The following is a 26,599-nucleotide window of genomic DNA, read 5'->3' on the forward strand; positions in this document are numbered from 1 at the left end:
GCTGCATATATGATTAAGCAATACCTGCAAGTAACTAAACCAGGAATTATTTTCGGCAATTTAATTTCTGTGATCGGTGGTTTTCTACTCGCCTCGAAAGGGGTGATTGATTACCCTTTGTTCATCTCGACTCTGCTCGGTGTTTCACTAGTCGTGGCTTCTGGTTGTGTATTTAACAACTACATTGACCGTGACATCGATCGGATCATGGAAAGAACAAAAAACCGCGTCCTTGTAAAAGGGCTTATTGATCCGAAAATCAGCCTGATTTATGCATCAATACTGGGTATTGCTGGCATAGTGCTGCTCTATGCAGCAGCCAATGCTTTAGCAATGCAATTAGCGATTATCGGTTTTGTCATCTATGTAGGGGTTTACAGCCTCTATATGAAAAGGAAATCTGTTTATGGCACGTTGATCGGCAGTTTGTCCGGTGCTGCACCTCCGGTTATCGGTTATTGTGCAGTAACTGGTCAGTTTGATACGGGCGCGTTGATCCTGTTACTGATTTTCAGCCTGTGGCAAATGCCGCACTCCTACGCCATTGCTATTTTTCGTTTCAAAGATTACCAGGCAGCCAATATTCCTGTACTGCCCGTCATTAAAGGCATATCTGTGGCGAAAAACCACATTATCCTTTATATCCTAGCATTTATGATTGCAACCCTTATGTTAGCCATCAGCGGTTACGCTGGTTACAAATATCTGGTTGTTGCAGCAGCAGTGAGCGTCTGGTGGCTAGGAATGGCGTTATCCGGTTACAAAACTGATAATGACCGCATTTGGGCTCGTAAATTATTTATATTTTCCATTGTGGCAATCACTTCCCTGAGTGTCATGATGTCTATTGACCCACATGTGCCCTCAGAAGCCTTCCTAACTTACGTCCGGTAATTTTCCCTGATGGCAGTGGCTACCCCCTCTGCCATCAGTTTCCTTCCAGCCTGTTATCCACTCTCCTTAACACTTCAATATTATTAATTCAATTAACTATTTACCCCTTATTGAAAACCTATCTACAATGACGCATCAAAATATTTCGAGGTAATCATGAACGATAATAAAATGACGCCACTTGAGCTTCGGGCGACATGGGGCCTAGGTTCAGTTTTTTCTCTGCGAATGCTAGGCATGTTCATGGTTCTTCCTGTATTAACAACCTATGGACTTCATCTAAAAGATGCCACCGAAACACTTATTGGCATCGCCATTGGCATTTATGGTCTAACCCAAGCCATTTTCCAGATCCCTGTTGGCCTGTTTTCTGACAAAATTGGCCGTAAACCCTTAATTGTTGGCGGATTATTGCTATTCATCCTTGGCAGTATTATTGCTGCTCTCAATGACTCCATCTGGGGCATAATAATTGGGCGAGCGTTACAAGGCGCTGGAGCGATATCTGCTGCAATTATGGCGCTACTTTCTGATTTAACCCGTGAACAAAATCGAACTAAAGCGATGGCTTTTATTGGCATTAGCTTCGGAATAACTTTCGCCATCGCCATTGTACTTGGCCCAATCCTTACGAATGCCATTGGATTAAATGGCCTATTTTGGGGAATTACCATTCTGGCCGGTAGTGGCATTCTGATAACATTATTTGCTGTTCCTTCCACCGATAAACATATTATTAACCGTGAATCAGGCATTGTTCGTCACAGTTTCAGTAAGGTTCTGGCTGATAGCCAGTTGCTAAAACTTAACTTTAGCATTCTCAGTTTGCACACTTTGTTAATGGCAAGTTTTGTCGCCCTTCCTTTGGTGATGCAACAAGCGGGGCTCCCTACCCAACAACACTGGAAGGTTTATCTGATCACTATGCTAGTTTCATTCTTATCTGTTTTACCTTTCATTATTTACGCAGAAAAAAAGCGCCGCATGAAACAAGTGTTTTCACTGTGTATCACGATGCTGCTGATTGCTGAAATTGTATTGTGGGCGGCCGGACATCACTTATGGGTGATTTTTATCGGCACACAAATTTTCTTTATTGCTTTCAATGTAATGGAAGCTATCCTGCCATCACTTATCAGTAAAGAAGCACCAGCGGGTTATAAAGGTACAGCAATGGGTATCTACTCCACCAGCCAATTTTTAGGTGTCGCTTTAGGGGGTGGTCTCGGTGGTTGGTTATATGAATTAAAAGGAGCACCGCTGGTATTTGCGGCAGGTATCGTTCTGACAATCATTTGGCTCATTATTAGCATAACAATGAAACAACCTCCTTATGTCAGCAGCATCAGAATTTTTCTACCAGAAAATATAGTCAATAAAGCATTGCTGGAACAAAAAATTCTTGTTCAGCCAGGCGTTTGCGATGTCGTTATTGTTCCGGAGGAGCATAGTGCTTACATAAAAGTAGATACTAAGCTGACAAGCAGAGCACAACTTGAACAATTGATAGCTAATAATAACACGATAGATTAAATATCAAACCAGATCACCCCTACTCACTCCGATTCGATATTAAGGGAAACTGGGATAGAGGTATTCCTAGTCAGAATGCATCATAAATTAAAAATAACAATAAAAACAATATGTTATATACAAATAAATCACAAAATAAAAAAATATGCACACACATATGTACAAACCGAAAAAGCACTTAGGTATGAAGCGTAGTACATCATTAAGAGGAAAAGGAAGAGGGAGGGTAGATTATGAAGCCGGACTAACCGGCTTCGTTGTTCTGCCTGCACGGCAGTGTACTTGCTCTTCAAAAATCAGAATTTCTAAGCTACTTGTACAGTAGTTAGTTAATGCTAAACACATTTAAAGTCATTAGTCAACAATCACTTCGGCACTTCCGGCCATTCTACGTCAGGCGCTTGATTAACATCTACACGCGTAAGCAATACTCTGTACTTTTTCCATTCGAGTAGAGCGGCTTTCTCTGAGTCTGTAGCGACTTCTAAATCAACAGAGTCTTGTAGCAATGAGAGTGTTTCATTTGCTTGTTGTAGCAGTGCTGCTTGTTGTTGCTTAGCTTCATTAATCTGATGGGATTTGAGAAGGTCTTTATCAACTACCCATTCTTTACCATCCCACTTATCGAAATCTGTGGGGGGTTTCTTGAACGTCAGGGTATCCGGCAGTTCACCGATTTCAGTGACTTCTTGCGGAGCGCGAGTTAACGTGTCGTAAGCTGTTTTGCCACGGTAATCCGGGAGGATTTGCCAGCACTTACCGTCTTCACTGCGACAAACGGCCACATCGTGAGAATCGGGAAGTTCTGGCGCATCGGGATAAGCACCGGCTGATAGACTGACACCGAGCATCACATACTCAATATCTGAAACTGTGAATTCTCTCGTTATCTGATTCGAGTGATAAACCTTTATCCAGCCTGCCTGAATTGCTAATCCGTCTTTACCCAATACAGCGGTTTCATGTTCTAAAGAGTATTTTTGTTCTGTCATTATGCTGCTCTCACTATGTAGTTAAATGCGACGTTGCGGGGGCGGGTTTCTGCGCCGACAGCGCCATTATTTGTAAATCCTTGATAATCACTACCGTTGTTCGTGAACGGTAAAGTTTGCTTTCCGTCATCATTATACGAACCGGGATACCCCGCCCGATTTGTTACGCCGAATTGCCCTTGTCCGCGGCCGCCGTGACCACCAAGATGCTGGTGCCACTGAACTTGCTGTGGCTGCCATGACCCGCACACCCGCCCCGGATCTACCCCTCTACTATCATCCCATCCCCGGATAAACTCGCCCCTTAAATCGGGTACTCTACCGGCAGGATAAGCTTCTGCTAGCTTTGGGTATAAAGACTTATCGAATGATTGACCGTTGCATGTTAAGTAACCCACAGGAGTGTATCGGTGGGGGTATGGGAGCGGGACGCCGACAGGGCAACCACCCATTGCACCGCCAGCCACAGTTCCATTCGAGTTTAAAAAATACGCATATAAAAGTCCGTTCGCTGTGATGTATATTTGACCCACATCTGAAGACTGCCCGATATTGATCCCTTTTGCCCAATATGCACCTCTTTCACCAGAAAACGGTCCGATAAATCCTCGGCCGGGGATGCTGTTAACTGAAATAGCGGCGGGGAAAGCCCCCACATCCCCCGCATTCAAACTGATATCCCCGGTCAGCGCCTTGCCGTTCACTTTCCGGCTACCCGGTACCGCTCCCTGAGCCAACTCCACCGTCTCCACCAATCCGAGGTTTTTCACAAACGCGTTTTTGTCGGGAATGTCGGCGCCGTTTTGGGATTTGGCAAGTTTGGTGTTGGCATTATCATTTACATCAGAAACTAGCTTCTGAGTGGCAGCAAGGGTATTACTGTTGCCTGTTTTGTCTGTGAGCTGGGTGATGCCTTTTTCTATCAGAGAAGCATCACGCATCTCAGGCAGCGCATTTTTAATTGCTAAAGCCATGCTATTTTTCAGAGCATCGATATTCCCGTTATCCAGAACATCATTACCCGATTCTTTTGCAATAAAATCCGCCAAGATATGCGTAATAATAGATGACTGGCGCCACGCTTTATTTAATTCACGAGATTTAGCAACACCCGCACTAAATCCATTAACACGCGCTGCTAATGCCGCGTACTCCTCATTCGACAATACATTAGCGCCCTCGGCAATACCAAAGGTTAAAAATTCATTCTTAGCCATTAATTTTACTCTCAATTTAATAGAATGGGCCAACCGCCTATATCAAATCCGGCGATATATTTACTGTATGAATCAAAACCAAAAATAACTCCCCGATTTTCCGAGTTGGTATAATTATTAACTCTGACTGCTCCGGGCTTAATATTTAAATATCCTTGCTGAATAACTGCTTTCACAACTTCGGGTACAACTCCACCGGTAACATAAACATCCATCGACATATCTTGGTTATCAACGAAGAATATTAATACTGACTCATCAGGAATAACGCCCTGATAAATTTCAGCCAGCATTTCATTTGTACCGTCCCAGTGATTAGCCCTTATTTTAGAACGCAATATAGTTCGGTAAGTTTCATCATCTAATTCAGTAAAACCAGAGTCAGAGTCATATTGTCGTTTCCAGCTCCCTTCATCAAAGCCAACTCCCTCGATATCTAAAGCGAAATACACGCCAACGATAGGAGTTTTAACATATCGCGAAAGTCCAATCCATTCCCCCACTGCATCTAATTGAACCCCTACCGCTTCATCAATCGAAAACTGACTGTTCAGGAGCTGAACGGCATCTGAAATATTAGATAATGGTCGGGTAATTAAATCAATGTGAGTAACAAATTTATTTGCGGTTCTGTGCTGAGGAGTAATCAGTGATAAATAATCTCTCATCTTCACCTCGCTATCAATTTAATATGTTCCGGTTTACATGTAACAGCTTCATCAAATGTCACAATTAAATTACTCGGTGATACATCATCCGCCGACCTGCCGATTTGTATTTCAAAAATATCATAAGTCAAGCCTTCCTCGTCACGTAAATTGGCGGGAGAAAATAAACGGCTTAAATAAACATTATCCCCAATTAATTGCGCGTCGATATAACTTGCAATCGCTGATCGAATTCTATCGCCGACTAAAGTTGTATATCCCTCAAACGCGGTAAGTGTTATTTCAACGAAGACAGGCACGTCTTTCGGGCGTGAAAAGTGAATCGGATGCAGAATACCATAACTATCGGCCACCTTTATTTCAGTATCGCCATAGGTTCCCGCACCGGGGCCTTTTTTGGTTTCAATAGTCTGGGCGATTAACTTAGCGTCACCACCATCGACTATCATTGCTATAGAATGAGGCGGAATGCCGTTGTTGTCCGTCACGTTAGTATCGTTCTCAAACCCACGTCGTCGAACAACACCCGGTATTAAGCTGATGGCGCCTTGAATTCCGTCAAGTACCGTCCGAGACGGTAACGCGACGGATTTCCGTTGCCGTTCTCTCAATGCGGTATCACTCTCAATCGGCTGGCCGGGTGTTGCTGCCGAAGGGTTTGTTACACTCTGCCAGCCCTGAGTTGGTGTGCCGATAATAGAAAGATCTCCAACCAGTGCTGTGACATTGCCCTTTGTTTGGCATGTAGCAGTGGCGATAACAAAGCCATGTATGCCTATAGACACGGTACCCGGTAAGCTCCAGCTATAGCCATTGATATCACGGACAACACCGTTTTTTACTGTGGTCCCAACGGTACCAATGAGTTTAATGTCTACTGTCGAATACGTGGATGCATGTCGAGCTATCCCGTTAATTTTCACGTTGTTAGATAGTGCTGCGCCGGTAGCTGACGCAGGGCTAAACGAGTTATAAGCAGCAATCACAGCATTATTCGCATCGTGTATCGCGAGTGCATAAATCGCTATCATCTGGCCGTCTTTGCTATCGGGATCTAAATAAGCGTCAGTACCATAGATTTGACGGAAATATTCCGAGAGCTTATTCAAAATGGTCTGGTAATCAGGCGCACTGATGCCCGAAGCTGTCACAGTTGCGGCCAGCCCCAAAGTGTCAAGATTTAACATTATGCCTCGCTTGTTACCGTTGCTTGCCCGTAAATGGTATCAATTGTTGCTGTGAAGGTGAGACGGCGTGTCGTACCGTCATTGCGAGTGTCAAATGAGAGAATGGATTTAACGCCTTTCGTTTTTAAGATTCGGTCACGAACGGCAAGGATATAAACATCTGATCGTTGTTTTCCCAAAACTGACTGTACGTATGGCGTACCTTCTTTCATATCCAGGAACCAATCCCCGCGCCACAATGCCAGCCGGGTTTTTACTGCCAGCGCAACCGCTTCTGGGGAATTAATCAGAAACGTATTATCCCCCTGGCCGAAACTGTAATCTCCGTCCGGATCTTCTCTTCTGTATCTCATTGAGGTTTCCCCGTCTTATTGCCACCCGATTGCACGCCACTATGGACATGGTTTTTCAGGCTAATCCCTGCTGCTGTCACATCGTTATTCACGGTGACCGGACCTTGCATCGTTGCAGTTCCGCCACCAGCCCCCATCCCCTGCGATAAGTTGCCGTTAATGGTGACGTTGCCGTTCAGAGTGATTTCAGGTGAAGTGATTTCAGTACCGCCGTTTGCCGTGGCGGTAAGTTTTGCCGGTGTAATCACCGTGATGTTATGGCTGTTGGGATCGAGTTCGATATACGCCGCGCCATCATCACTTCTTAGCTGCGCGGTGTTTGTGCTAACCCCTGAAATTTTCTTTGCCTGAGATTGTGGACCAACAATTGCAAAAGTATCGGATAAACTGTGCTGGCGTTCATCTGCCGGTTCTTGTACGCCTCCCGATTGCCACCAGAAATCAATACAGCGATCAGCAAATACCACCAGGCATTCATCACCCGCTTTTACCGGGAAAGTTAGCGTCACGCCGCCGCCCCTTGGGAATATAACGGGCACATCTACAAGCAAGGGTAAGGATACTGATGTTTTTTTATCGTCTTTATCAGTTGTGCCACTTTTAATCGCAGGCTGAACAACGCACGTTACTGCTTCGGCATTAAAGGATTGAATAATGCCCGGTATCGCTACTCTAAGCTGAGAAGAAAGCGAATGATTGATGGCTTTCAGGGTTTCGGATAAATCGCCGGTTCTGGATTCTGTTGAGACTGGCATTGGGGAAACTCCATAAAAAAACCCGCGCGGGGCGGGTCTCTGTTTTTTTTTCTTGGTAAAATGGCTCATGCGCTTACATGGTTAAGCAATTTCAATTCTTGCTCACTTAAGCACTGGAAAGAATCTTCTACCATGCGAATAAGTCTACTCATGAGCTTATCAATACGTGCATGGGCATCCGGTATCACCACGGCTATAACCTGATAATGATTTTCGTAGTACCAGTGTTGGGCATAAACCAGATAATTGTCACTTTTTCTGTTATGTAACATCACTTTTGCCGGCCACGGTTTTTCATTCAGTGGAAGTATGTGTAACTTCCATAACCCAGACTCCATAGCCTTCATGTTACGCTCAAAGCGTCCTTGGCACCCAAGCCAACCCGAAACCTCTTCCGCATCACTCAGATATTTAGCTAACATGGCGGCGTAATCATAAGCGGCTGTGTTAAAAAGCAGATCTTCTGCTACGCTGACATAAACCATGCCTAACCCCATGCAGGCAATGGGATACCCAGCTTTTTATGCGAGAGGTTCACCAATTCTTTGTAACTTTCCACATCAGCTTTCGGCGTGTGCTCACTCGCATTAACGGGTAGATATTGCTTTAGCGTTGCTGCAATACGCAATAAAACATTTCTGTTGTTTGCAAAAATCCTCAGTGCTCCCTGAGAATGTGTTTGGAATAACTTGACGTGCGATCCCCATGCGGGGGAAGACTCCGCAAGAATATAGCTTAATTTCAGGAGATGAAGTTGACTCGTCACGATTTTTGCAGCGAATTCATAGCGTTCAACTACATCACAAATATCTATACCGGGTTCGATCCCGTCACGGTCAATAGTTTCAAGTAATTCAATGCCAATTTGGGCATTCTCTTTCAGGTAGGCAAGCGCCATTTTAGATTCAGAGAAATATGACATAGCCTCTTGAGCGGTCAGTATCTTTTGCCCTGATCTATCCTGTACCAATTGCGTAATCGGCGCAGAAAGATACTCTGGCAATTTTGCTAACTGATTAGTATCAGGGAGCGGCGTTAGCAACATTACTAACGTTGTCATTCCTACAGCCATGTGAACCCCCTTTGGTATGTAAAACAGTACAAAGAAGTACAGTATACTCGCTTCCCGTACCGCCGATAAGCTTATAATTAATCCGCCACCTTCTTACGCATCGACATTCATTACTCTGCATACTTGCTTATCAAAGTACAATCAGATTTACTAAGAGAGTTTATTTCTGCAACATCAGGAATTGAGCACGCTAATTTTAAATTTCTCATACCTAATCTTGCGTAATCGTACCCATTTTCCATAACTAATTTATTGGTTAATGAAACTATCTTATCCGCGGGTGTATCTCTTCTCATTGCTTCCTGGGTAGCAAAGCTTTCTGCTTGATCCTGTATGGCATTTTTAGTGAAAATATTCTCACTCAACTCAGGATAATCATTAAAAAAATCATTTAAACTCTTACTCTTCGCCGGAAATGCTATAATCATCAAAGATATTGATATAAAAAATAAGCTACGCATAGTGCCCCATTATTTTAATACACACGTCAAATATCCCTCTGGCAGTGCTTACATATTTTGGCTTTTTTCTTGACCAATTCAGCACAATACGGACAATCTCTTAGAGAATCTTCATCCTCGGTTATCACTGAGTCTATTTCCTGTTTGGTTAACGCCCAAGCCATACAGCCTAACCACCCGATAATAGTCCATCCTACTATGATGTTCACAAAAGCAACAAAGTAAATGTGCTTATGCATCCGGCGTGATGCAACGTAAGTTGGTGCAAAATATATAAACAAAAAAGTTATTGCCAGAGCAAGGTTTACAAAACCATCCATAACTCAGTCGCCTTTAATCCGCCACTTTCTTACAAGGAAACGAACCAATAATTTTCGGTGCGTCCATAGCGTTTTGGAGCAATTGGACATTCAGCCATGCTTTACCGTTGCGCTTGATAAACTGGAAGCCGTACATGTTGCCGTCGCGGGCAGGCATGAGGCCCATGTCTGTTTTAGTGTTTGCATAATCGCCTTGTTCTTTAATAAAAGCGATTTTTTGGGAGGTTACTTTTTCCCCATTCACTCGAATCATTCCATCATTATCATTTACAGATATATGATAACCAGAACATTGAAATGCTGCATTTGCTGTTGATATTGCTCCCGTAAGAGCAATCATAGTTAATATTAAAGTATTTAATTTCATTGCAATTAATTCGTTTTATTGAGATTAGAAGATGACCATAAATCAGCCGCCCCACGCGCCTCACACATCATCTCTTGATACCACGCATTGCCTCTTGTATCCCCAGTATACATAATGCCTCTGACGATATATACACCATCGGTAGCAATGCTCGCTGGAGGATTAGGCACCCCATTTACATAAAGGTTCCCGTTATCGTTTTCATCGGTTAGTCGCCCGCCAGACATTTGTATGTCGGAATTAGGTAGGGACGTTCTATATACCGAGCCTTCGTCTAACTGAATTAACCCATTTACCCGGATATTCGGATTAATCAAACACCTGACATTCACGCCCGCCCCGATAGTCTGTTGCGGCATGCCAATTAATCCGGTCCGGCTGTTTAACACCACAACATCGTGCACGGCCATTTCCTCAGAAATCATCTCCACTTTACCGTCTACAAATTGCCATTTTGCATTGCACTGCTGCGCGATATTGTCTAATACATATCGTGTTTTTTCAAAAAACGCTTTTCCACGAGGAAAAACAGTATCCGGCATTTTGGGTTTTGCCCCTGCGGTAATACCGTAAGGCTCCAGACTGCGCAAAGCGAGGTTATAGACATCATTCAGGGTATATCCCGCCGCTACCGTTTGATTGACGAAAGCATAAATAAAGGCTTCATTACCGTCACACGCCTGAATTTGGGTATACGTATCAGTGGGGTTATCGCGCCCGGTCATCGTATAGCGAATATCCCCGCTAAAGATTTCACCATAGTTTTTGCCGTCACGCTGTCCGGTCGTACCCGGTTCAACGGTGCGGGCTTTGCCGACTTCGCTCTCAGGAACTGTAGGGGTCACACCATCATAGCCCACGATAATTTTTATCTTCGAAAACTCGCTACCTAATATGCGATTACTGGTATTTTTGGAAAGATTGTAAATCTTTAACGTCGCAACGCGTGGATTGCTAATATTGAACCACTCAATATTAAATATGACTCTAAAGTCAGATAAGACGATTCCTTTACCCTGATCATCTAACAACATTAATTCAAAATGACGTAACCAGTTCTGACTCATGTTTTTACCTCTGTACAAAATATAAATGACCAGATAACCCAAGATTTGTGCTTGTCGGGTATTCAGCGCTGTCTGCATCATTGGCAATAACTAACATGCCGTTGATCCCCAAATACGGGTATTGTTCTAATAAGTTAATACCGGGTATTAACAGCGCCCCAGTCAGCAAATCTGCGCCTGATTTATCCTGAATATCCATTACCCAACCGGCGCTGTCTCGGTAAATCAGGCGCATCTTGACGTTAATATCACCGAGCTTTATTGCAAAAAATTGGTTGCTCGCTGTCAGTGGGATTTCTGATACTTGCATCAGCCGCCTCCTTTTATGTAGCTTCTAAATGCATTAACGGCACCCTCTTTTATTTCTGATAAAACAGACTCGTTGACTGGCTTTAATGTTTTTGTGCCGGAATTCTCCACGGCTGACGTAGACACCCCGGTTTTCATGACCTCTTTTTGAGCAACTTGTACTTTCTGCGTCGAGGTAATAATCACTTCGCGCAATGTCAGCGTGCACAACAATACGTTTTCACTGTGTCGGTCCGTGGTGACTTCAATCGCTTTGATCAACATGTTTTCATAAGTGCGTTTGCCAGTAATGACGTTAAATGGCTCACGCAGTTCTTGAAGGTCCAGGATTTTCTGATAGGTTTCTTTTGGGCTAAGTCCCATACTCAACCCAATCTTTGACGTATCAACAAAATCAAGCAGCGAACCACCGCCAGCAAAGCCCAATTCCATTGTGATTTCAGCGGGCTTTTTGTAGGCATGGTCACTGACCGCCGCACCGATTTCCACGGGGTGCTCTGTGATTTCCAGTGCATCCGTGTGTTTTTCAGCGATAACGACACTTGGCACAAGTAACATACTTTCAGTACCAAACTTACGGGTTTGCTGCTGAAAAATCGCGGATAAAATATCCATTAACTCACCTGCTGTATCAGACGGGCATTTACGCCATTTTGCCGACTCGCGATTTCATCCGCCGTTGCCTTAGCGTCGGTTGCGCCATGAACGGTAATGTTAGTCGTTTGCTGAACGCTGCCGCTTCCGGCCATCGCGGCTTTACCAATCAGTTCACTAGAATAGGGATTGCGGCCGTTTTCGCGCTGAATGATGCCGTTCATCATCGCCATCAGAGTTTGCGGGTCCTGTAAATTTAACTGTGCGTTCGGATCAACACCGAGCCACTTAGTAAGGAAAGCAATGTAACCTTCGGTATCGTTTTCCTCCGGGGGCGCATATTTCGTGATAATGTCGCGTATCGTTATGAGTCCACGACTGGCGTATAACGTTAACTGGCGTGAAAGTGCTCGCAAGCCGTCAAACGCGGTTTCAAACCGGGCAAAACGCCCCTCTCCATTTTCCCTTGTCGCGCCTCGTTGCCCGGCAAAATTCAAGTTGCCGGGGTTATTGTTACGCAATCCTCTTTCATTATATTCAGGTGAGGGGGGCGGCGTGGGTGCGCCGGGCATGCCGGGGATATCCGCAGTGACAGGGTTGGGTAAGCCGCCTTGATGCTTATTGGCCCAACTGTTGTCGATACCTAACCATTGACCGAAATCCCCGATCCCTCTTTTTATCTGACGAGTGTTGTAGTCCCACGAGGATTCTACATTTTGTTTGATGTTATCCCAGTCACTGTACAGATATCCACCATAGGCCACCAGCCCCAGCAGTGGAGCAAGGCGGGCCATCAGTGGTGCTAACGCAGCGGACACTTTCGCGAATCCCGCAAGCATCTTCACAGCCCAGGTAGTTGCAACAACTCCACCCAGAATTAGGAAAGCATTTTTCCAGCCGCCGATACCGTCAACACCTTTCTTAATCCAGTTCCCTACTGTTTTGAAGGCATCGACCGCGCGGTCGATATCTTTTTCCCACTTGCTCCAGTCAATTAAACTTTTGCCGCCTTCTTTCCATGTCTTATAGTCATCGTAGAGCAGGAGAAGCGCACCGATTAACACGGTGATCATGCCGATGGGTGACATTAAAAAGGCGCTGTTCAACAGACGCCAGGCAACAACAATCGCCCCGAACATGGCAATCAGCATTTTGCTGCTTTCATCCAGCCCCTTCCACCAGTTAATAATCTCCCCGACGCCCTGTACGACTCGGTAAACCATTCTGGAAAATACATCGGCAAACCACAAAATGCCTTTGATAATCTTAGTGAGTGTGGCCTCTATCTTAGGGAAGTTATCAAGAATACGCTGACGTAAAGAATCGAAAGAACCCGCCAGACCATTAGCGAGATTAGCGCCAATCTTATCGCGTAAGATACCCACCACCGCGTTAAAGCCGTGTAACGCGGTGGTGAATTTATTCGCCTGTTGCGCCGCTTTATCGGCATTGAACCCGGTTTTCTGCAACATCATCTGATAGTCAGCAGTGAAACCCGCTAACCCACGCCGCATGGTCATCAGCGTATTTTCATCAATGCCCAACATCTGGGCATATTGATTGGCCCGGTAGTAAGGCATATTACTAAGCTTTTGGCCGACACCCGCCAGTATGCTGGCAGCATCACGCATCTGGCCTGACGAGTCGCGAGTTTGCACCCCAAGCCGGTTAAGCCAGCCTTCCGCACCGGGATTATTGCGCATAAACCGCGCCATGTTTTCCAGTGCACTTTGTGCGGCTTCGGCGCTGCCTCCCATCTGTTGCACGGCGTAACCCAGGGCTTTAATGCCGGCAACTGTGGCACCGGTTCTCTGTGACTGCCAGTAAAGCTTATCTAAGCCCGCTGCAATTTTAGTGGTAAAACCGACGATAGTGAGTGCCGCCCCTTCAACAGCAGCACCCACTTTTAACACGTTGGCAGTGACACCTTTTAACACCGCATCAAATTTACCTCTCCCTTTTTCGTCTACATTAAAACCGAGGCTAATAAGGTAGTCTTTAATTGTGTCAATATTACCGCTCATGGGCATCTCTCCAGCGTGCTATCCGGGCCTCGTTATCGTCTTCCAAATCGAGGTAATCATTCATTAATGCGATATCGGCCAAATCAACCATCCCACTTTTGATCTCACCCATTGAGACCATTCCCTTTCTTATAGGACGCATAATGAACTCTTCGCCGTTCGGCAAAGTGTCAAGTACTAAGCCGCTGGCGGGAACGGCGTCTCGGCGGCGGGGAGTGCGTGCAAAAAATTTCCCAGCGAATCCCCGATTACACGTGCCACAAGCTGTAACAGTGTCGGCAGGTCTATGTCATCGAAATGCAAGACTCCTTGGGAGAATACGGCTGTCCATCCCTTACCGTGCTGACGGGAAACAACGGACAAACAGGGGTAAAGGATCGCGTTGCAATCTTCGTCGCTTAAGTCACTAACCGCTTGTGCGATTTTAGGCAGCGCCTTCTCTAAAGCCCCTTCCATATTTTTGTCTTGGGCCATCGTCTGTACGGCGCGAATATCTGATACCAGCCCGGCAAGAACGGGGAGTAACTTACGGGATACTTTGAGCTGATCGAACACGTTCAGCTTTGCCGTACGGTATTGAATACCATTAACTTCAAATTCCATCAGAACTCTCCTAATACCTGGTCTATTTTGATGCAGTCAAACACCCACGCGACGGTACCGCCATCTTTGGCATTGGTGTAATCCGGTTGTTTCTGAAATGCACAACCCCGCGCTGTCGTGACTTCGCCAGAAACCCGGTTACGTATCAAAAAGACGTTATTCCCCCATGTTCCTGATGACTGCGATTGCGCGTTGTAAGCCAGTGAGAGTTTTTTATTCGTCGGTGAAGTTTTCAGCAAGTTCACTGTGATAGAGCCGGATTTTCCCGCATGTAATGAATGCATCCCTTCACCATCTGCGCCGATGGTCATCGTGTTCTTGGCTTCGGTCATCGTGATTGTGATCCCTTCCCCCGAAGTTGCCGAACCATACCCAACATCAATAACCCCGGTCGGACCGGTCAGGGATGCGGATACATCCATAAATGAATAGGTAGCCATTTATCAACCCTTATCTGTTTACATTAATAATGACATCAGCATAGTGAACAGCACCTGCTAATTTGATTGCACACTGAATAACCGGTGCTTTTCGGGCTTCTCTATCAGCCTGTGCCTGCGTTGCAATTGGCGGTGCGTAGACGTAATACCCTTTGGTTAAGGTATCGCCCGGTTGGATCTGTCCAATCTGTCCGCCGTTCCAAACACCGGGAGCCACCAGCCCGTTTGTTACCGCCTGATCAAGGGATTGCTCAACATTGGTCAGTAAACGCGTAACGCCTGCGTCAGTTTGGGGGATCTTGCTGGTACTGGTGTAAAGCAGGTTATAAAGATTGTTCTGAACGTAGTTCTGTAACCAGTCCAGACCGTGGCGCTCATCAATGAAATCCCCGTTCGCCATAACCCCTTCTTGAATAATGGCTGTATCATTGTTGTAGTTAACAAAAACATTGCCGTTTTTCTTCTTCAAAGCGTTGGCTTGGGTTGCTGTCAGGCTTTCCGCCGTCACAGCCGGTTCCTGTTTAAATTTCAGGGTAATGGTGGTGTTATTGCCCTTGAAATTGACGGTAAACATTCGCCCCATCAGAGAAGCCACGGTATACGGTTTACCCGATGAATATTGCCAGAGCGTACGTTGATAGTTGCCAGCTTTCAGTTGTGATCCGATATCGGTATCAACATCAGTGTCCAATGCCTCTGTTTTCTGCGCTGTATGTCCATAGATACGGGAAACAGATGCGGACTCAATGTAATCAGCAACAGAGAGAACATCATCGTCCGTCAGTGTAGTATCGGCAACCACCAGTCCGTACCAGCCACCGGATACCGATCCCAATGTCGCTACTGCTTCAGCAAGGGTTTCTGCCTTGGCCGGTTCGATAGCGGTAGCGCCTGATACTTTGTCCAGTTTTAACAGGTCACCAATATAAGTTCCGGTAGTCGCTGATGAGACATAACCTATCGAGCCTGATGCTTGCAACGAAATAACAAAACGTGATGCATTCCACGTCACTGAACACTCTCTCAGCTTTTCCGCTACCCGTTGAGCGACGCCATTAAGATTGGTCTCTTTACTGAAATCAATGCCGTTGTATACCGTTTCTTTACCGTTAATCGTTAACTTAAAAGAACCATCCGTGATAGTAGTAAAGTTGCTGATGGCTTGTTGTTGCTTAGTCAGTATTGCGCCTCTTAAAGCGGCAAATGCCCGATCTTTTACCCACCGACCAATATGTAAATCAACGGGACGGGGTGACTGAGAATAATAAAGCGCCGCCGCCTGATATTCTGGTGTATCTAACCCAAAATCAGCCCCAACACCATCGATATCGGAATACAAGCGTAGCCGCTCATGGGTATCAATCACATGACTGGCGCCCACTATCAGCAATGAACCAAAGTTTCGGGATTGCGCGGCACGCGGGGCCATGTTTATCGTGACATTGACGATATTTGAAACAGGTAATCCCTGCATAATTTAATCTCCAAAGAATTTAACCGGCGCTTCCACCAGTGATTTAACACCGTATTCACGCGCCACTTTTCGCCGCAAGGTGATCGTCATGTCATAACGACGCACCCACTGGTTGTTAATGAGTTCGGGAACAGAAAAGATACGGCCGTAGTTGCTGAGTGACAGACCAAATTGATTTAATTCAGCGTTGTTCTGACTGAGCGTGATCCCGTCGCGAAATTGTGTGCAATGGCGCTGCCCTGCTGGACCGTAAAACGAGATAAGACATTCGATTTTCTCATGACGCCACAAATCGGTGCTTTCATCCGTCTGATTAACGAAAGCGGGATTATCATCGGAAACTATCGACGAGATCCCGAAAGCGCACCAGTTAGCATTGTGACTAGGGAAGACGCGTGTTTCATCGTTCGGTTGCCATTTCGGAAACATCATTTTCCCCGGTAAACCGCTAACTGAACTCATCCAGCGAGACAGCTTTCGCTCTACCTCGCGGTCATAGTCCGGGGCTGACACCGGTGTAAGCCAGCCCGGTTGTGTACTATTATTCAATAGGAATTCCCCCATCGAACGGCAATAGCTCACAATGGGCTTGAACAAAACCCGCGCCGTAAGCCGTATAAGGATCAACCGATTTAACCAAATAATCCCGGTTTTGATACGTGACAACATCGCCCGTTTTATCAGTTTCACCCGCAATCAGCCGCGTGGTTGTGATAATCAGAATATTACCGCTGACGACTTGCCCGGACATCCTTATTTGGGCCTCAAGAGAACTATCAACTGTCACCACTCCGGCAAAACCTTGAGTGGTTTTTTCCGAAGTAGCAAACCCATCATCATCAACAACGACGGTGCGCCGGGTATATTTCAGTGTCGTATCGCAGAAATCGGGATCAAATAAAACATCAGTGACATCAAGAAACGGCATTTTTATTCCTCACTACATAGTTGATAGAGCGCAAGAGATAGCCATGAGCATAAAGCGGCTTATCCCCCGGTATTCCCTGCCTGCGCCGAGCCTCTTTTGTCGCATCAGAAATGGGAGCCAGTCGATCACCGTCACCGATCACTTTCTTTGCCCCGTCACGCGCAATTTGTCCCGCTTTTTCCAACTCACGGATAGCCGCGTCCTGCTTACCTTCAAGAGCAAGCTCTGCCGCCGCTTTTAAATGTAAGGCTGTGCGGTCCCTGGTATCATCAATACCGAGTTCAAGAAAAGGGCGCGGAGGAAGCGTTACCGTTTTTCCACCCAGTTTCACGGTTGCCCCTGTGGATTGCAGATAGCCGATTTCCGCGTTGTTCAGGCTTTCCCCGTCTTCACGCGCGGCTTTATCTGCCGGAATACCTACCAATACGTCCATACCTGATAGCTTTTTGAGGGATTCCAGCACTGACGTTGCATTGTCTTTTCTGACCGTCAAACCACTTTTCATAACAATTGCCTCCCACCAGCCCCGAACATCGACCACCACCAAAAGAACTCGCGCCCGTACGCCGTATTATTCCAGAATCCGGCATCAGGATTAATGATGCCCGACACATCATAACTAGCACCGACTTTATCGACGGATTTTGACGTCGCTACCCCACCAGCGGCAGTATTTACCCTGCCGCTGATAGAGGCACCCATAACAGCCTTCCCTCTCAGCTCGACGTAATGCGCCGTGAACAGTTCAGCCAGATAGACGAACTGATCGCCGTGAACAGTCTGATCGAGCAGATTATCCGCCTGACCGAGATAGAAATTGATTGCTGTATCGGGGTAGTGGGTTTTGTCGGAAAATTCGGGAAAGTCGGTGCGGAATTGATCAACTGTCGGAAGAAGACTGTTTTTTGTCACTGCCAGCCCTCCCCCTTTTGTCGTCCTGCTCCTCAACAGGATTATCCAACGCTTGCGCATAGGAAGGAAAAGCCCAGTGTTTCGCCACTTCATCCGAGAACGATTTAATACCCGGCGAAAGCACCGCCTCGCGGCCATCAGGAAAACTTAGTGTAACGCTACCTGTAACCATATATCGTTTCATATCAACCTCAGTAAGCGGGACTAACCCGCTATTAATCAAGCTACAGGGATATCCAGATAGGCAATAGTATTCGCGTACGGCACTTCGACTTGCCCCAAGCGTCCGTAGTAGGTGGTCAATTGGTACAAACCGCGAGGCTCTAATGGCGTGTTCAACAAAGGAACTAACGGGAAGCGGATATATTTCTCTTCCTGTGTATACGCTACGATACGATGTGCGCCACGCGCACCGCGTTTAGACGCCCATTTCATGGAGACAATCTCAAGCGGCTCGCCGTTCTCTTGAAAAGCAATGGTGTTAATCTTGATGTACTCCAGTACTGAGATATTTCCCGCGTCTGAAACCTTCTTGCTGACTAACAGACCGAACAACTCAGGCGCTAACCCGATTTTGCGCGGGCATACCGCATAACCCGACGCCAGCCAGGCATCCGTCAGCAAAATGTTGATATCAGCAACGATATCGTCAGGGGAAGTTGCTTTCGTCCACGCGGCGGCGGCGGCGCGAGGGGTGACTTGAGACAAGTTAAGTAACCCGGTCATTTCTAACTCGGCATCACCGATATAAACCTGCTCGTCAACGTCCATGTTCCATTTCAATTGCATGGCGTCGTATTTCTGCGTATCAATTGGACGTCCCACCTGTTGAGCAGAGGCTAACTCCGGTAGCGTCCAGCCAATTTCCATGCCCCACAGTGTTAAAGGTTGTGGCGTTTTCTCAATGTTTAGGCTGATCCCTGCAACCGCAGTCGAGTTCTTGCCGATCCAGTTTTTGCCGTTCGGGTTAACCCCGCCCATTGCTGCCAAGTCAGTGTTAGTGAAAGATGAAACCTCATCCGCGATAGATACATCGGTGCGGAGCGACATATCGCGGCTCCATTTAAACGAAACCAGCGGCAAATTAAGCGTCTGATCGATGCGCTCTAATTCTCCGGCAAGAAATACACCGGTAGAATCTTTTGTGGCTTTATCAATAGTAAACATAGCGTTCCTTAAATGTTATATGCGATTTCGATATGGCCTGATGCATCACCCGGCCCCATCACTTTGACTGCCGGTAATTCAGGTGTGTTTTCAGCGGTCTTATCAGGCATAATAAGAAACGATCCGAGTGGGCTGTCGTCCGTTGCGCCCTTCACGCGAACATAGACTTTACCGCCCTTCTTTGCGCTTTCTGCCCCTTTTACAGCGACCGCCATATAGCCACGTTTTAGGATATCGCCAGTCGTACCAGCCTTTACTCCGAGATGAGCCATGTCGGATTGGGCTTGAATGGGATAAGGGCGAACTAAAATACCCACTACGTCATCTACAGTGTCACCATCGCCTAGCGGTACGAATTTATCACCGCTGTACTTGCCAGCCAGTCCGTACTGACTAAACACTTTTTTGGGGTCCAGAATTGCGGGTTCAGTGGTCAAATCGCGCAAACGAGTGACCGTTCCGTTAAAGCCAAGCGGCATACGGGTTAAATAGGATGTTCCTGCCATGTGTGATTACCTTATTTGTTACGTTTCCAGAAATCGGCGTAGACTTTGTTCAGTTCTGCCGGGGTGCGAGCGATAGCCTGCACATGATCGCCAGTGCGTGTTGGAATGGGTTGGATATGGTTTTTCGCCTTATTAACAGCAACTGCTCCGTTGAAAACAGCATCAACCGTTGCTTTCGGCGCTTTAGAATAATCCGAGATGCCGAACGATTTCAGATAAGTACTATCACCGGTGCGCATTGCATGATTGAGCACCTGTCGCTTGAGTCCTTTATCACCTGTAGGTTTAAAGCCCGGACAAATGATTTCCGCGTCAGCAATGATATTGCGTCGATATGCAGCGTCGCCGGTTACTTTCGCGTCTTCATCTTCGTCATCAGGGTTGCTATCCGCCGTTTTCCCTTCTAATGCATCCAAGCGAGTTGATACCGAATCCATGAATTTTTGAACCCAAGGCGGCATATCGTTATCACCTGTTGGCTTATCTTTAGCATCGGGATCAGTGTCCGTAGTAGTTCGCTCCGCAGGCGGTAATGCGGTTGCCTGAGAAGGTACATTGATATTGATTGTTGCACCCGGAATAGAAGTCATCCCATCGGATGGAAGTTCTGGCGCTTCATCGATGAGTTTCGCTAATGTGTCGTCGTCTTTGGTTTTGACGGCCGTAGCCAATCTTTTAAGCCATGCCATAACAGGCTTCTCCTTTTTGAATTTAAAATTTGGGGCTGAATCCCCGATCGCACAGCGAGAACCCGCCCGGCCTTTCTCAACAATGGCGAGATGGTTTCCTGTGATTTGGTATTGTTTGCCCTTACCTGGGGCCAACTGTTTGTATTGAGTGTCGTAACCGCAACTGACATCTGTCATTCCAGCGTTTACTGCATCGATAGCCTCCTGGCGTTTAACCAGCACGTCAGCCACCAGCAGATCGGACTTATCGCCAGTGCCGCGTCGCACATTTTGAATATGACCATGCGCCAGTTCTGAGAAGTTGGAAGGATTAACGAAAACAATGTTTCCTTTATCATCTTCGGGATGATCCAGTGTGACCGCTACCCCTTCAAAACTTGCCATCGTTTCCGGTGAAAAAACTTCATCTTCGGTGCGATAAACCGTCACTAAGCCGCTAGCATCCGGCTGTAAATCTATTTCTTCGGGTAGATAAGTTTGAGTGCCGGTACGCGCTATCGGTACGTCTTTACACAGCAAAGAGCCATCGGCTTGTAGATAGCGTGTTTCACCAAGCTTCGTCGTAAAAAAATATTTCATGGGTTACTTTCTCGGTGGGGGTATATGAACTTCCGACCAACACTTACAATATGGCAGGCATCCCGCGTGGCCTGTCATCCCGTCCAAAGTGGGTGGTTTGTGCCAGTACACAAATTTATCTTTCATCTTCTTATGCGAAGGACGCGTACCGGCTCCCTCAATGCGCCACCAATAGCCCTCTGAACCCACTGACAATGCTCGTGCCTGAGTGAGTGCGCCGGTCGCTCTCCCTATCTCCGTGTGTGCTATCATTCGCACACGGCTTGATGCAACCTCGCCGGATTGCATAATCATCTGATAAAGCTCGCCCGGCCTCTCACCGTTGATAACTGCCTGTATCGCTCTATCCTGAATCTCTTTAACACGTTCGGCAGCTTCCAGAGGCAAGGATTTCATCAGTTGAATCTGACGATAAACAACGTCCTGGGCTACCTGACCGACAGGTGTATTCCCCACTACGTCGCGTAACCCTTCAGATATTTGCTGAGACACAGAACGCCACTGGTGCCATTCTTCACCCTCAACTTGAAGGAACATTTTGTGTGCAACGGAGGCAATCCAATCGTCAAGAACCTGCGAGTAGTCGATAAGATGACCAGAAACGGTATCAGCGCTAGCCTGAGAACCATCGTAATAACCGGTGACGATTTCGCCCACCTGATGAGCTATCGCCTGTAGGCTTTTCTCGTACTGCACTACTGAACGTCGGCGGAGGGCTGGTTTCAGATTCAGACTCCGTCCACTGTTTTTTTGCTTCCTCAATGTCTTCATCTGTGATTGAACCTCCAATGCCGATAATGTCAGACAAGTTGCGCAGGTCATTCATAGCAGCGTGGACAGGCATGATTCGCCGATCCACCAGCGTACTGACAGCCGTCGCGACATTGTTAGCCATTGTTGCTCTGTCCGTGTCCGACATCTCCCACAATTTATTAAATATAAAAGCGAAATCGTCAGGCAGGGGCGAACCAAATAACGAGCGATGAGAGATATCCAACAACCATCTCAACGGACGGCGGAGACGTCTTTCTTGCAGTGTGTTAACCCGGCTGTAGTAGTTCTCCAAGTCGCCGTCGCCCGTACTGAATCCAGATGGAGACTGCCCAAACAAACGGACTAATGGGATACCTGTAGCACCGGATACCTGCTCAGCAAAGCGCAAAATGACATCAGCGATACCGGCAAATGAATAGCTATGAGTCTGGAATGCGTCCAACGCGTCCATTAGCGTCATACCTTCAATTGTCTGAAACTCACGGATCATATCCATGTGCTTCATCAGCGCAGCATATGCTGGACTTCCTTCGCCCACCGCAAGAATTTTTCTTAACCCGTCAATGCTATACGTCCGCAAGTGCGCTTTGTGAATGAGCTGAGTCGTACCTACCGTTGCTGTGTCAAAAGCTTGGACACGCTCAAAAATGCGCTCTACAACCGACATCCCCCAGCCGTTTTCAGTCAAAGCTTGCTGGAATGGCAGCGTATCGCCTTCCATGCGAATAACGCGCGAGTGATGGATTTTCCAGGGGGGAATTCCCTGTTGATTGATCACTACGTTATAGAACTTGGGTTTTCCAAAGCAGGGGCCGTATTCCTTTACTAGGTCACTATCTGTCGGCTTGACCATCCAGCGGTCGAGGCACATCACGCCCTTAAACTGCCCCTCACTGATTGTTTCAGGATTGAGCGGTGTAGACATGTCCTGACCGTCGATCAACACCACAAGCAATGCCCCTCCGTACAAACGAGACCATTTCAGGGTATTATTTAACTCGTCCCAAATCCCGATATCTTCCCAGAGCGTTTCCAGTTTTCCTTTTGCATCGGGTTTCATCCGTGAACTAATCGTTATGCCTTTCCGCGTCATATCGTCAGCCATCGCATCCACACCAGCGCCAATTAAGAATGAGCTACGATAGCCAAACTCAATTTGTACTCTGTTGCGTGAGATGTAACCTGGAATGTAGGTACCGCCAGTTTGAATATTCGAGGTATACCCGCCCAGTTTTGCATTAAAGTTGTTGTACCCGTCAGCAGTCCTAACGGGCTTTTTTGTGCCGTTACGGCGATTTTTACGGGTCATTGCTCTCTCACTGAAAATTGTCGGATTTAGGGACTTTTTAACATAATGGATCTTAGGCGAACCGAGGGTTTGGGGTTCACTCAAATTCGCTACCCAAATGGATAAAACCCTCAATCTTTCTTGGCAAATCAGGCGCTTTTATTTGTTACTGAGTTGTTAATAAAAACACCAAAATCATTTCGGGGTGATTTTGGCATGAAACCGTTATTTTATGGTGTTATCGTCCTAAAGTTTCCCATATAACCAGGTCACCAGATTTCATATCAGAAATGGCGTCCATCATCGGATCGAGCTGGTCATCGTGGGTGTTAAAATCGGATGTAACGGCTTCCATCTCAGTTAGAAAATCGTTTATCCATTCAGCCTCGGCGGGGAGATAGATGTATCCAGATTCGATATATCCCTGAACATCCATCAACCGGGTGAACTTGTCCTTATCTCTCTGAATGGGTATGACAGGGCATAGAGCCTCTGTCTGGATTTCCTGAATCAGCCCAGTGCCAGAGGCTTTATCTTCTATTTTCATTGAAATCAAAGAACCACAATCTTTTCTGGCTTTACATTTCACCCAAAACGCCACCGCGCGACGTTTAAGTTCCTTGGACTCCCACTTTCCCCGGATCATGTCAATCAGGTATATTTTTCCGTCTTCACCGAGTCCCCATAATTCAAAAGCAGAATAGTCATTGGCTTCTTTGATTTTTTGAGCCGTATCTCCATAGACCGTGCTCCAACGAATAGGGGGAAGGACTTTGTACTCACCAAACCACTCTGACTTGATTAAGCCGCCGCCTTTTGCTGTGGGGCGTTGTTGATAGAGCGCATTCCAGACCAGCGAGCCACGTTGTTTACATTTATCAACAAAATCACGCGGCATGCGCTCAGGAAACAGAATTTCACCGGGCTTTCTTAAGTGGTATGTTTTGCCGTTCAGCTCGTGAATTTCTTCCTTCTCGGCTTCCATCGGAAAACTGACAACACGCCACTTTTCGCCGCCTTCCTCCGCTAGCTTAAGAAGTTGCCCTGCAAGGTCATTTTGATGCCAGCGTGTGAGGATAATTACAATGCCATTCAATTTCGGGTCAGCGCGAGTAAAGAACGTCGTGTCATACCAGTCCATCACCGCCTCTTGGTAAACCGGAGATGATGCTGTTTTATAATCTTTAGCCGGGTCATCAATAATGCCGATGTTCATCCCCTGACCTGTGATACCGCCATTCACCCCCGCCGCACGATAAGAACCACCGTGTAACTGGCCTTTTGCGTCCAGCACTTCCCATAGCTCAGCAGTACGAATTGCCCCACCAGCCAGTGTTCTGATGTTCGTTCCGTTAAGTCGCGTGTTCGGAAACACATCTTGATATTTTTCTGTATCAATAATGCGTTGCGTATCTCGTGACATGCGATTAGCTAAATCAGACGAGTATGAACAAGAGATAATGTGCCAGTTCGGGTGCTTGCCTAGCGCATAAGCCGGAAGCCGACGAGACGCTAATTCACTTTTTCCAGACCTTGGCGGGGCGAATATCATCAAGCGCGGCATCCTGCCATTTTCAACATCTTTCAGGAACTGATCTAACTCAAGACACAGCAGCTCATTAAACCATCCCGTTTCATACCGCGGATTTGTGTAGAGCGTGAAATCCATCAAAGATGATCGGGCTTGTTCTATTGCTCGACGCCGATATGCCTCAAGAGTCTGTAAGTTTCTCATCGAGTTGTGATGAGCGACGGCCATATCCGAACTCCTTCAATCTCTCATCCAGTTGCTCATCGGTTAAGTCGGCTATCTGTATCGGTCCACCACCAGCGCCAGTGACTTCTGTTTTCTTCGGCGCTTCCCAACCCTGTAGCTCACTCAATTGCTTTATTGCGGCTTTCGGATCATGCAGCTTTAACTTGATGCCGTCTTTGCCTGTAGTGAGTTCTGAAATGGCGCTCAATGCGGCGGGGTCTTGCAATGCTGAATCTTTGAATTGCCATGAAGCTTGGAATACCGGCTTACCGTCCTCGTCTTCCCCTATCTGACAGTTGCGAAACTCGGCTATATTGTAGATAGAGACACGGCCCATTGCTGATAGTCGCTCAAGAGCCTCTTGGCGGCTCATAACTGCATCTGAGATGGCTTCGGCGTTCATTGCGTCGAGAAAAGCTTTAACCTTATCAAAACTCATCATTCTACTTGCTTGGGTATGAGCCGATTCTCCTTTCGCCTTCCCCCCTGACAGCTTGTAAGCATCTGTTAAGTTCTTACCCTTAAGAATGTGAGTGACAAATTTTTGCTGTAATGGAGTTAAGGCATCGAAAAGAATCTTTTGCTCATCTGTGAGCGTGACTTTCTTTTGTGCCATCTCTTTCCCTTAAATAAAAAGGCCGCACTGGGCGACCGGGTTTGAATTTAATTTATCGGCTTAAGCGGCGGACTTGTTTCTGAAATAGCTAAATCAATATCAGACATGATTAACTCTTCATTTGTTGCAATCATGTAAGTTTTACCATCCCCAGCCGCCCAGTAATGTACTGGGATTTCGTCAACATCAACAAAAGGAAAAACATCATCACTTACAAGTACGTATCTTTCTGCTCTTGAAGTTAAAGTACGTCGCTTACCGTGGTGCTTTCCGCCGACGATTAGACACTCCGCACTCTTTTCGCTTGTATCTCCGAGATCCCATTTAGCTCCCTGCATTACTGTTTCATAAAACTCTTTTGCGCTTTTCTTTAATTCTTCTAAAAACACGATAAAGCGACATCTGTATACGTCAGTAAGAAGCATGTGATGATCTTTCCGCAAAGTTTCATTGCCGCATTCGTCAGTAACTGTATATGAAATTCTAACTGTGTTCGGCATCCCCTTACATTGCGTTACCTGAAAAGCTTTAGCCTCTTTAAGACTTTTCAGTTCAAGATGCTTCCACAGAACGTCTGTTTGTTCTGCATTTACTTTAGCCTGTTCGGCTTTCACTTTCATGAATTCAACTATTGCTTGCGCTTCTGTTAATGTGCCTGCTTCAATCGCATTTAACACATCACATGCAACGGAATCATAAAAAGAAATGCTTTTAATATATTCAATGGGTGTCATATTAACCTCGTCTCGTTAATCGTCATTGGTACTCGGCAGGCGGTGACAAAATCCGCTTTTCGGGAGCGACCCTAGCCGAGTTGTGCATTACATCATCAAACAGAAACAGTTAGAACCCCTTCCAGTTTGGAAATAGTTAGATTTAGAACTTTAGGCTAAAAAGTCAGTATCTGCTCGCTGGGCGCCCATAAAGAAATCACTACTATCGTGCACTCTGTCAGCAGAATGCTCTGAATGAGTTACTTTGACGGCTTGACCGAGCTGTATTTACTCGCCCACGCTTTAGCAATATGCAGACAGTCATCGTACATCTTGCCCTT

34 protein-coding genes are annotated in these 26,599 nt (G+C 46.4%); 2 read left to right on the forward strand and 32 right to left on the reverse strand.

Annotation, left to right across the window (positions count from 1 at the left end):
- Positions 1-9: 9 nt before the first annotated feature.
- Complete coding sequence (gene cyoE / locus ACGF5R_RS03090) at positions 10-894, forward strand: heme o synthase (protein WP_113040807.1); 885 nt, start codon at positions 10-12, stop codon at positions 892-894.
- A 156-nt stretch (positions 895-1,050) separates the two neighbouring features.
- A complete protein-coding gene (locus tag ACGF5R_RS03095) occupies positions 1,051-2,427 on the forward strand; it encodes an MFS transporter (protein ID WP_387689682.1) in 1,377 nt (458 codons plus the stop codon).
- A 365-nt stretch (positions 2,428-2,792) separates the two neighbouring features.
- Here the strand turns inward: ACGF5R_RS03095 and ACGF5R_RS03100 are convergent, their stop codons facing one another.
- The 32 genes from ACGF5R_RS03100 to ACGF5R_RS03255 form a co-directional block, all read right to left on the reverse strand.
- Complete coding sequence (locus ACGF5R_RS03100; RefSeq protein WP_387689684.1) at positions 2,793-3,419, reverse strand: tail fiber assembly protein; 627 nt, start codon at positions 3,417-3,419, stop codon at positions 2,793-2,795.
- The gene (locus tag ACGF5R_RS03105) at positions 3,419-4,636 is read right to left on the reverse strand and encodes a phage tail protein (RefSeq protein ID WP_387689686.1); all 1,218 of its coding nucleotides are present in this window, start codon (positions 4,634-4,636) and stop codon (positions 3,419-3,421) included. Before ACGF5R_RS03105 ends, ACGF5R_RS03100 begins: the two co-directional genes overlap by 1 nt.
- A gap of 11 nt (positions 4,637-4,647) precedes the next feature.
- Entirely contained in the window at positions 4,648-5,304 is a 657-nt protein-coding gene (locus ACGF5R_RS03110; RefSeq protein ID WP_387689688.1) for a DUF2612 domain-containing protein, read from the reverse strand.
- 2 nt (positions 5,305-5,306) lie between these two features.
- Positions 5,307-6,494: a baseplate J/gp47 family protein gene (locus ACGF5R_RS03115; protein ID WP_192881059.1), complete on the reverse strand. Its 1,188-nt coding sequence runs from the start codon at positions 6,492-6,494 to the stop codon at positions 5,307-5,309.
- On the reverse strand, positions 6,491-6,844 hold the full coding sequence (locus tag ACGF5R_RS03120) for a hypothetical protein (protein WP_387689689.1): 354 nt from the start codon (positions 6,842-6,844) through the stop codon (positions 6,491-6,493). The genes ACGF5R_RS03115 and ACGF5R_RS03120 overlap by 4 nt, the downstream gene beginning before the upstream one ends.
- Positions 6,841-7,599, reverse strand: a complete 759-nt coding sequence (locus ACGF5R_RS03125; protein WP_387689691.1) for a phage baseplate assembly protein V — start codon at positions 7,597-7,599, stop codon at positions 6,841-6,843. The genes ACGF5R_RS03120 and ACGF5R_RS03125 overlap by 4 nt, the downstream gene beginning before the upstream one ends.
- Positions 7,600-7,664: 65 nt before the next feature.
- Positions 7,665-8,084, reverse strand: a complete 420-nt coding sequence (locus tag ACGF5R_RS03130) for a type II toxin-antitoxin system YafO family toxin (protein ID WP_158537806.1) — start codon at positions 8,082-8,084, stop codon at positions 7,665-7,667.
- Between the two features lie 2 nt (positions 8,085-8,086).
- A complete protein-coding gene (locus ACGF5R_RS03135) occupies positions 8,087-8,671 on the reverse strand; it encodes a hypothetical protein (RefSeq protein ID WP_112879523.1) in 585 nt (194 codons plus the stop codon).
- Between the two features lie 110 nt (positions 8,672-8,781).
- A complete protein-coding gene (locus ACGF5R_RS03140) occupies positions 8,782-9,132 on the reverse strand; it encodes a hypothetical protein (protein WP_112879524.1) in 351 nt (116 codons plus the stop codon).
- 26 nt (positions 9,133-9,158) lie between these two features.
- Positions 9,159-9,452 carry a superinfection immunity protein gene (locus ACGF5R_RS03145; protein ID WP_387689693.1) on the reverse strand — a complete coding sequence of 98 codons (294 nt, stop codon included), beginning with the start codon at positions 9,450-9,452 and terminating at the stop codon, positions 9,159-9,161.
- Between the two features lie 13 nt (positions 9,453-9,465).
- Entirely contained in the window at positions 9,466-9,819 is a 354-nt protein-coding gene (locus tag ACGF5R_RS03150; RefSeq protein ID WP_387689695.1) for a hypothetical protein, read from the reverse strand.
- Between the two features lie 5 nt (positions 9,820-9,824).
- Positions 9,825-10,886, reverse strand: a complete 1,062-nt coding sequence (locus ACGF5R_RS03155; RefSeq protein WP_387689697.1) for a baseplate hub protein — start codon at positions 10,884-10,886, stop codon at positions 9,825-9,827.
- Between the two features lie 4 nt (positions 10,887-10,890).
- On the reverse strand, positions 10,891-11,196 hold the full coding sequence (locus ACGF5R_RS03160; protein ID WP_387689699.1) for a phage baseplate plug protein: 306 nt from the start codon (positions 11,194-11,196) through the stop codon (positions 10,891-10,893).
- Positions 11,196-11,810 carry a phage baseplate protein gene (locus ACGF5R_RS03165; protein ID WP_112879529.1) on the reverse strand — a complete coding sequence of 205 codons (615 nt, stop codon included), beginning with the start codon at positions 11,808-11,810 and terminating at the stop codon, positions 11,196-11,198. The genes ACGF5R_RS03160 and ACGF5R_RS03165 overlap by 1 nt, the downstream gene beginning before the upstream one ends.
- Entirely contained in the window at positions 11,810-13,813 is a 2,004-nt protein-coding gene (locus tag ACGF5R_RS03170; protein WP_112879530.1) for a lytic transglycosylase catalytic, read from the reverse strand. Before ACGF5R_RS03170 ends, ACGF5R_RS03165 begins: the two co-directional genes overlap by 1 nt.
- Positions 13,803-13,955, reverse strand: a complete 153-nt coding sequence (locus tag ACGF5R_RS03175) for a DUF6889 family protein (RefSeq protein WP_192881057.1) — start codon at positions 13,953-13,955, stop codon at positions 13,803-13,805. The genes ACGF5R_RS03170 and ACGF5R_RS03175 overlap by 11 nt, the downstream gene beginning before the upstream one ends.
- A gap of 35 nt (positions 13,956-13,990) precedes the next feature.
- The gene (locus ACGF5R_RS03180; RefSeq protein ID WP_112879531.1) at positions 13,991-14,416 is read right to left on the reverse strand and encodes a phage tail assembly chaperone; all 426 of its coding nucleotides are present in this window, start codon (positions 14,414-14,416) and stop codon (positions 13,991-13,993) included.
- On the reverse strand, positions 14,416-14,856 hold the full coding sequence (locus tag ACGF5R_RS03185) for a phage structural protein (RefSeq protein ID WP_112879533.1): 441 nt from the start codon (positions 14,854-14,856) through the stop codon (positions 14,416-14,418). The genes ACGF5R_RS03180 and ACGF5R_RS03185 overlap by 1 nt, the downstream gene beginning before the upstream one ends.
- A 10-nt stretch (positions 14,857-14,866) precedes the next feature.
- On the reverse strand, positions 14,867-16,330 hold the full coding sequence (locus ACGF5R_RS03190; RefSeq protein WP_387689702.1) for a DUF3383 domain-containing protein: 1,464 nt from the start codon (positions 16,328-16,330) through the stop codon (positions 14,867-14,869).
- A 3-nt stretch (positions 16,331-16,333) separates the two neighbouring features.
- On the reverse strand, positions 16,334-16,894 hold the full coding sequence (locus tag ACGF5R_RS03195; RefSeq protein WP_112879535.1) for a hypothetical protein: 561 nt from the start codon (positions 16,892-16,894) through the stop codon (positions 16,334-16,336).
- Positions 16,872-17,258 (reverse strand): head-tail adaptor, encoded by a 387-nt coding sequence (locus tag ACGF5R_RS03200; protein ID WP_112879536.1) that lies wholly within the window; start codon positions 17,256-17,258, stop codon positions 16,872-16,874. The genes ACGF5R_RS03195 and ACGF5R_RS03200 overlap by 23 nt, the downstream gene beginning before the upstream one ends.
- Positions 17,245-17,763 (reverse strand): hypothetical protein, encoded by a 519-nt coding sequence (locus ACGF5R_RS03205; protein ID WP_387689704.1) that lies wholly within the window; start codon positions 17,761-17,763, stop codon positions 17,245-17,247. The genes ACGF5R_RS03200 and ACGF5R_RS03205 overlap by 14 nt, the downstream gene beginning before the upstream one ends.
- The gene (locus ACGF5R_RS03210; protein WP_387689706.1) at positions 17,760-18,170 is read right to left on the reverse strand and encodes a DUF4054 domain-containing protein; all 411 of its coding nucleotides are present in this window, start codon (positions 18,168-18,170) and stop codon (positions 17,760-17,762) included. Before ACGF5R_RS03210 ends, ACGF5R_RS03205 begins: the two co-directional genes overlap by 4 nt.
- Positions 18,139-18,342 carry a hypothetical protein gene (locus ACGF5R_RS03215; protein ID WP_146747926.1) on the reverse strand — a complete coding sequence of 68 codons (204 nt, stop codon included), beginning with the start codon at positions 18,340-18,342 and terminating at the stop codon, positions 18,139-18,141. Before ACGF5R_RS03215 ends, ACGF5R_RS03210 begins: the two co-directional genes overlap by 32 nt.
- A 47-nt stretch (positions 18,343-18,389) precedes the next feature.
- Entirely contained in the window at positions 18,390-19,337 is a 948-nt protein-coding gene (locus tag ACGF5R_RS03220; RefSeq protein ID WP_112879538.1) for a DUF2184 domain-containing protein, read from the reverse strand.
- A gap of 8 nt (positions 19,338-19,345) precedes the next feature.
- Positions 19,346-19,843: a hypothetical protein gene (locus ACGF5R_RS03225; RefSeq protein ID WP_112879539.1), complete on the reverse strand. Its 498-nt coding sequence runs from the start codon at positions 19,841-19,843 to the stop codon at positions 19,346-19,348.
- A gap of 11 nt (positions 19,844-19,854) precedes the next feature.
- Positions 19,855-21,111 (reverse strand): DUF2213 domain-containing protein, encoded by a 1,257-nt coding sequence (locus tag ACGF5R_RS03230; protein ID WP_387689708.1) that lies wholly within the window; start codon positions 21,109-21,111, stop codon positions 19,855-19,857.
- A gap of 3 nt (positions 21,112-21,114) precedes the next feature.
- The gene (locus ACGF5R_RS03235) at positions 21,115-21,648 is read right to left on the reverse strand and encodes a phage minor head protein (protein WP_192881060.1); all 534 of its coding nucleotides are present in this window, start codon (positions 21,646-21,648) and stop codon (positions 21,115-21,117) included.
- A gap of 76 nt (positions 21,649-21,724) precedes the next feature.
- Positions 21,725-23,194 carry a DUF1073 domain-containing protein gene (locus ACGF5R_RS03240; RefSeq protein ID WP_387689710.1) on the reverse strand — a complete coding sequence of 490 codons (1,470 nt, stop codon included), beginning with the start codon at positions 23,192-23,194 and terminating at the stop codon, positions 21,725-21,727.
- A 217-nt stretch (positions 23,195-23,411) separates the two neighbouring features.
- Positions 23,412-24,932 carry a phage terminase large subunit gene (gene terL, locus ACGF5R_RS03245; RefSeq protein ID WP_387689712.1) on the reverse strand — a complete coding sequence of 507 codons (1,521 nt, stop codon included), beginning with the start codon at positions 24,930-24,932 and terminating at the stop codon, positions 23,412-23,414.
- Entirely contained in the window at positions 24,886-25,545 is a 660-nt protein-coding gene (locus tag ACGF5R_RS03250; RefSeq protein WP_112879543.1) for a terminase small subunit, read from the reverse strand. The genes terL and ACGF5R_RS03250 overlap by 47 nt, the downstream gene beginning before the upstream one ends.
- Before the next feature lie 47 nt (positions 25,546-25,592).
- Positions 25,593-26,279: a hypothetical protein gene (locus ACGF5R_RS03255; protein ID WP_387689714.1), complete on the reverse strand. Its 687-nt coding sequence runs from the start codon at positions 26,277-26,279 to the stop codon at positions 25,593-25,595.
- Between the last annotated feature and the right edge of the window lie 320 nt (positions 26,280-26,599).

The organism is Photorhabdus sp. RM71S (assembly GCF_042879355.1).
Classification (GTDB): domain Bacteria; phylum Pseudomonadota; class Gammaproteobacteria; order Enterobacterales; family Enterobacteriaceae; genus Photorhabdus; species Photorhabdus kayaii.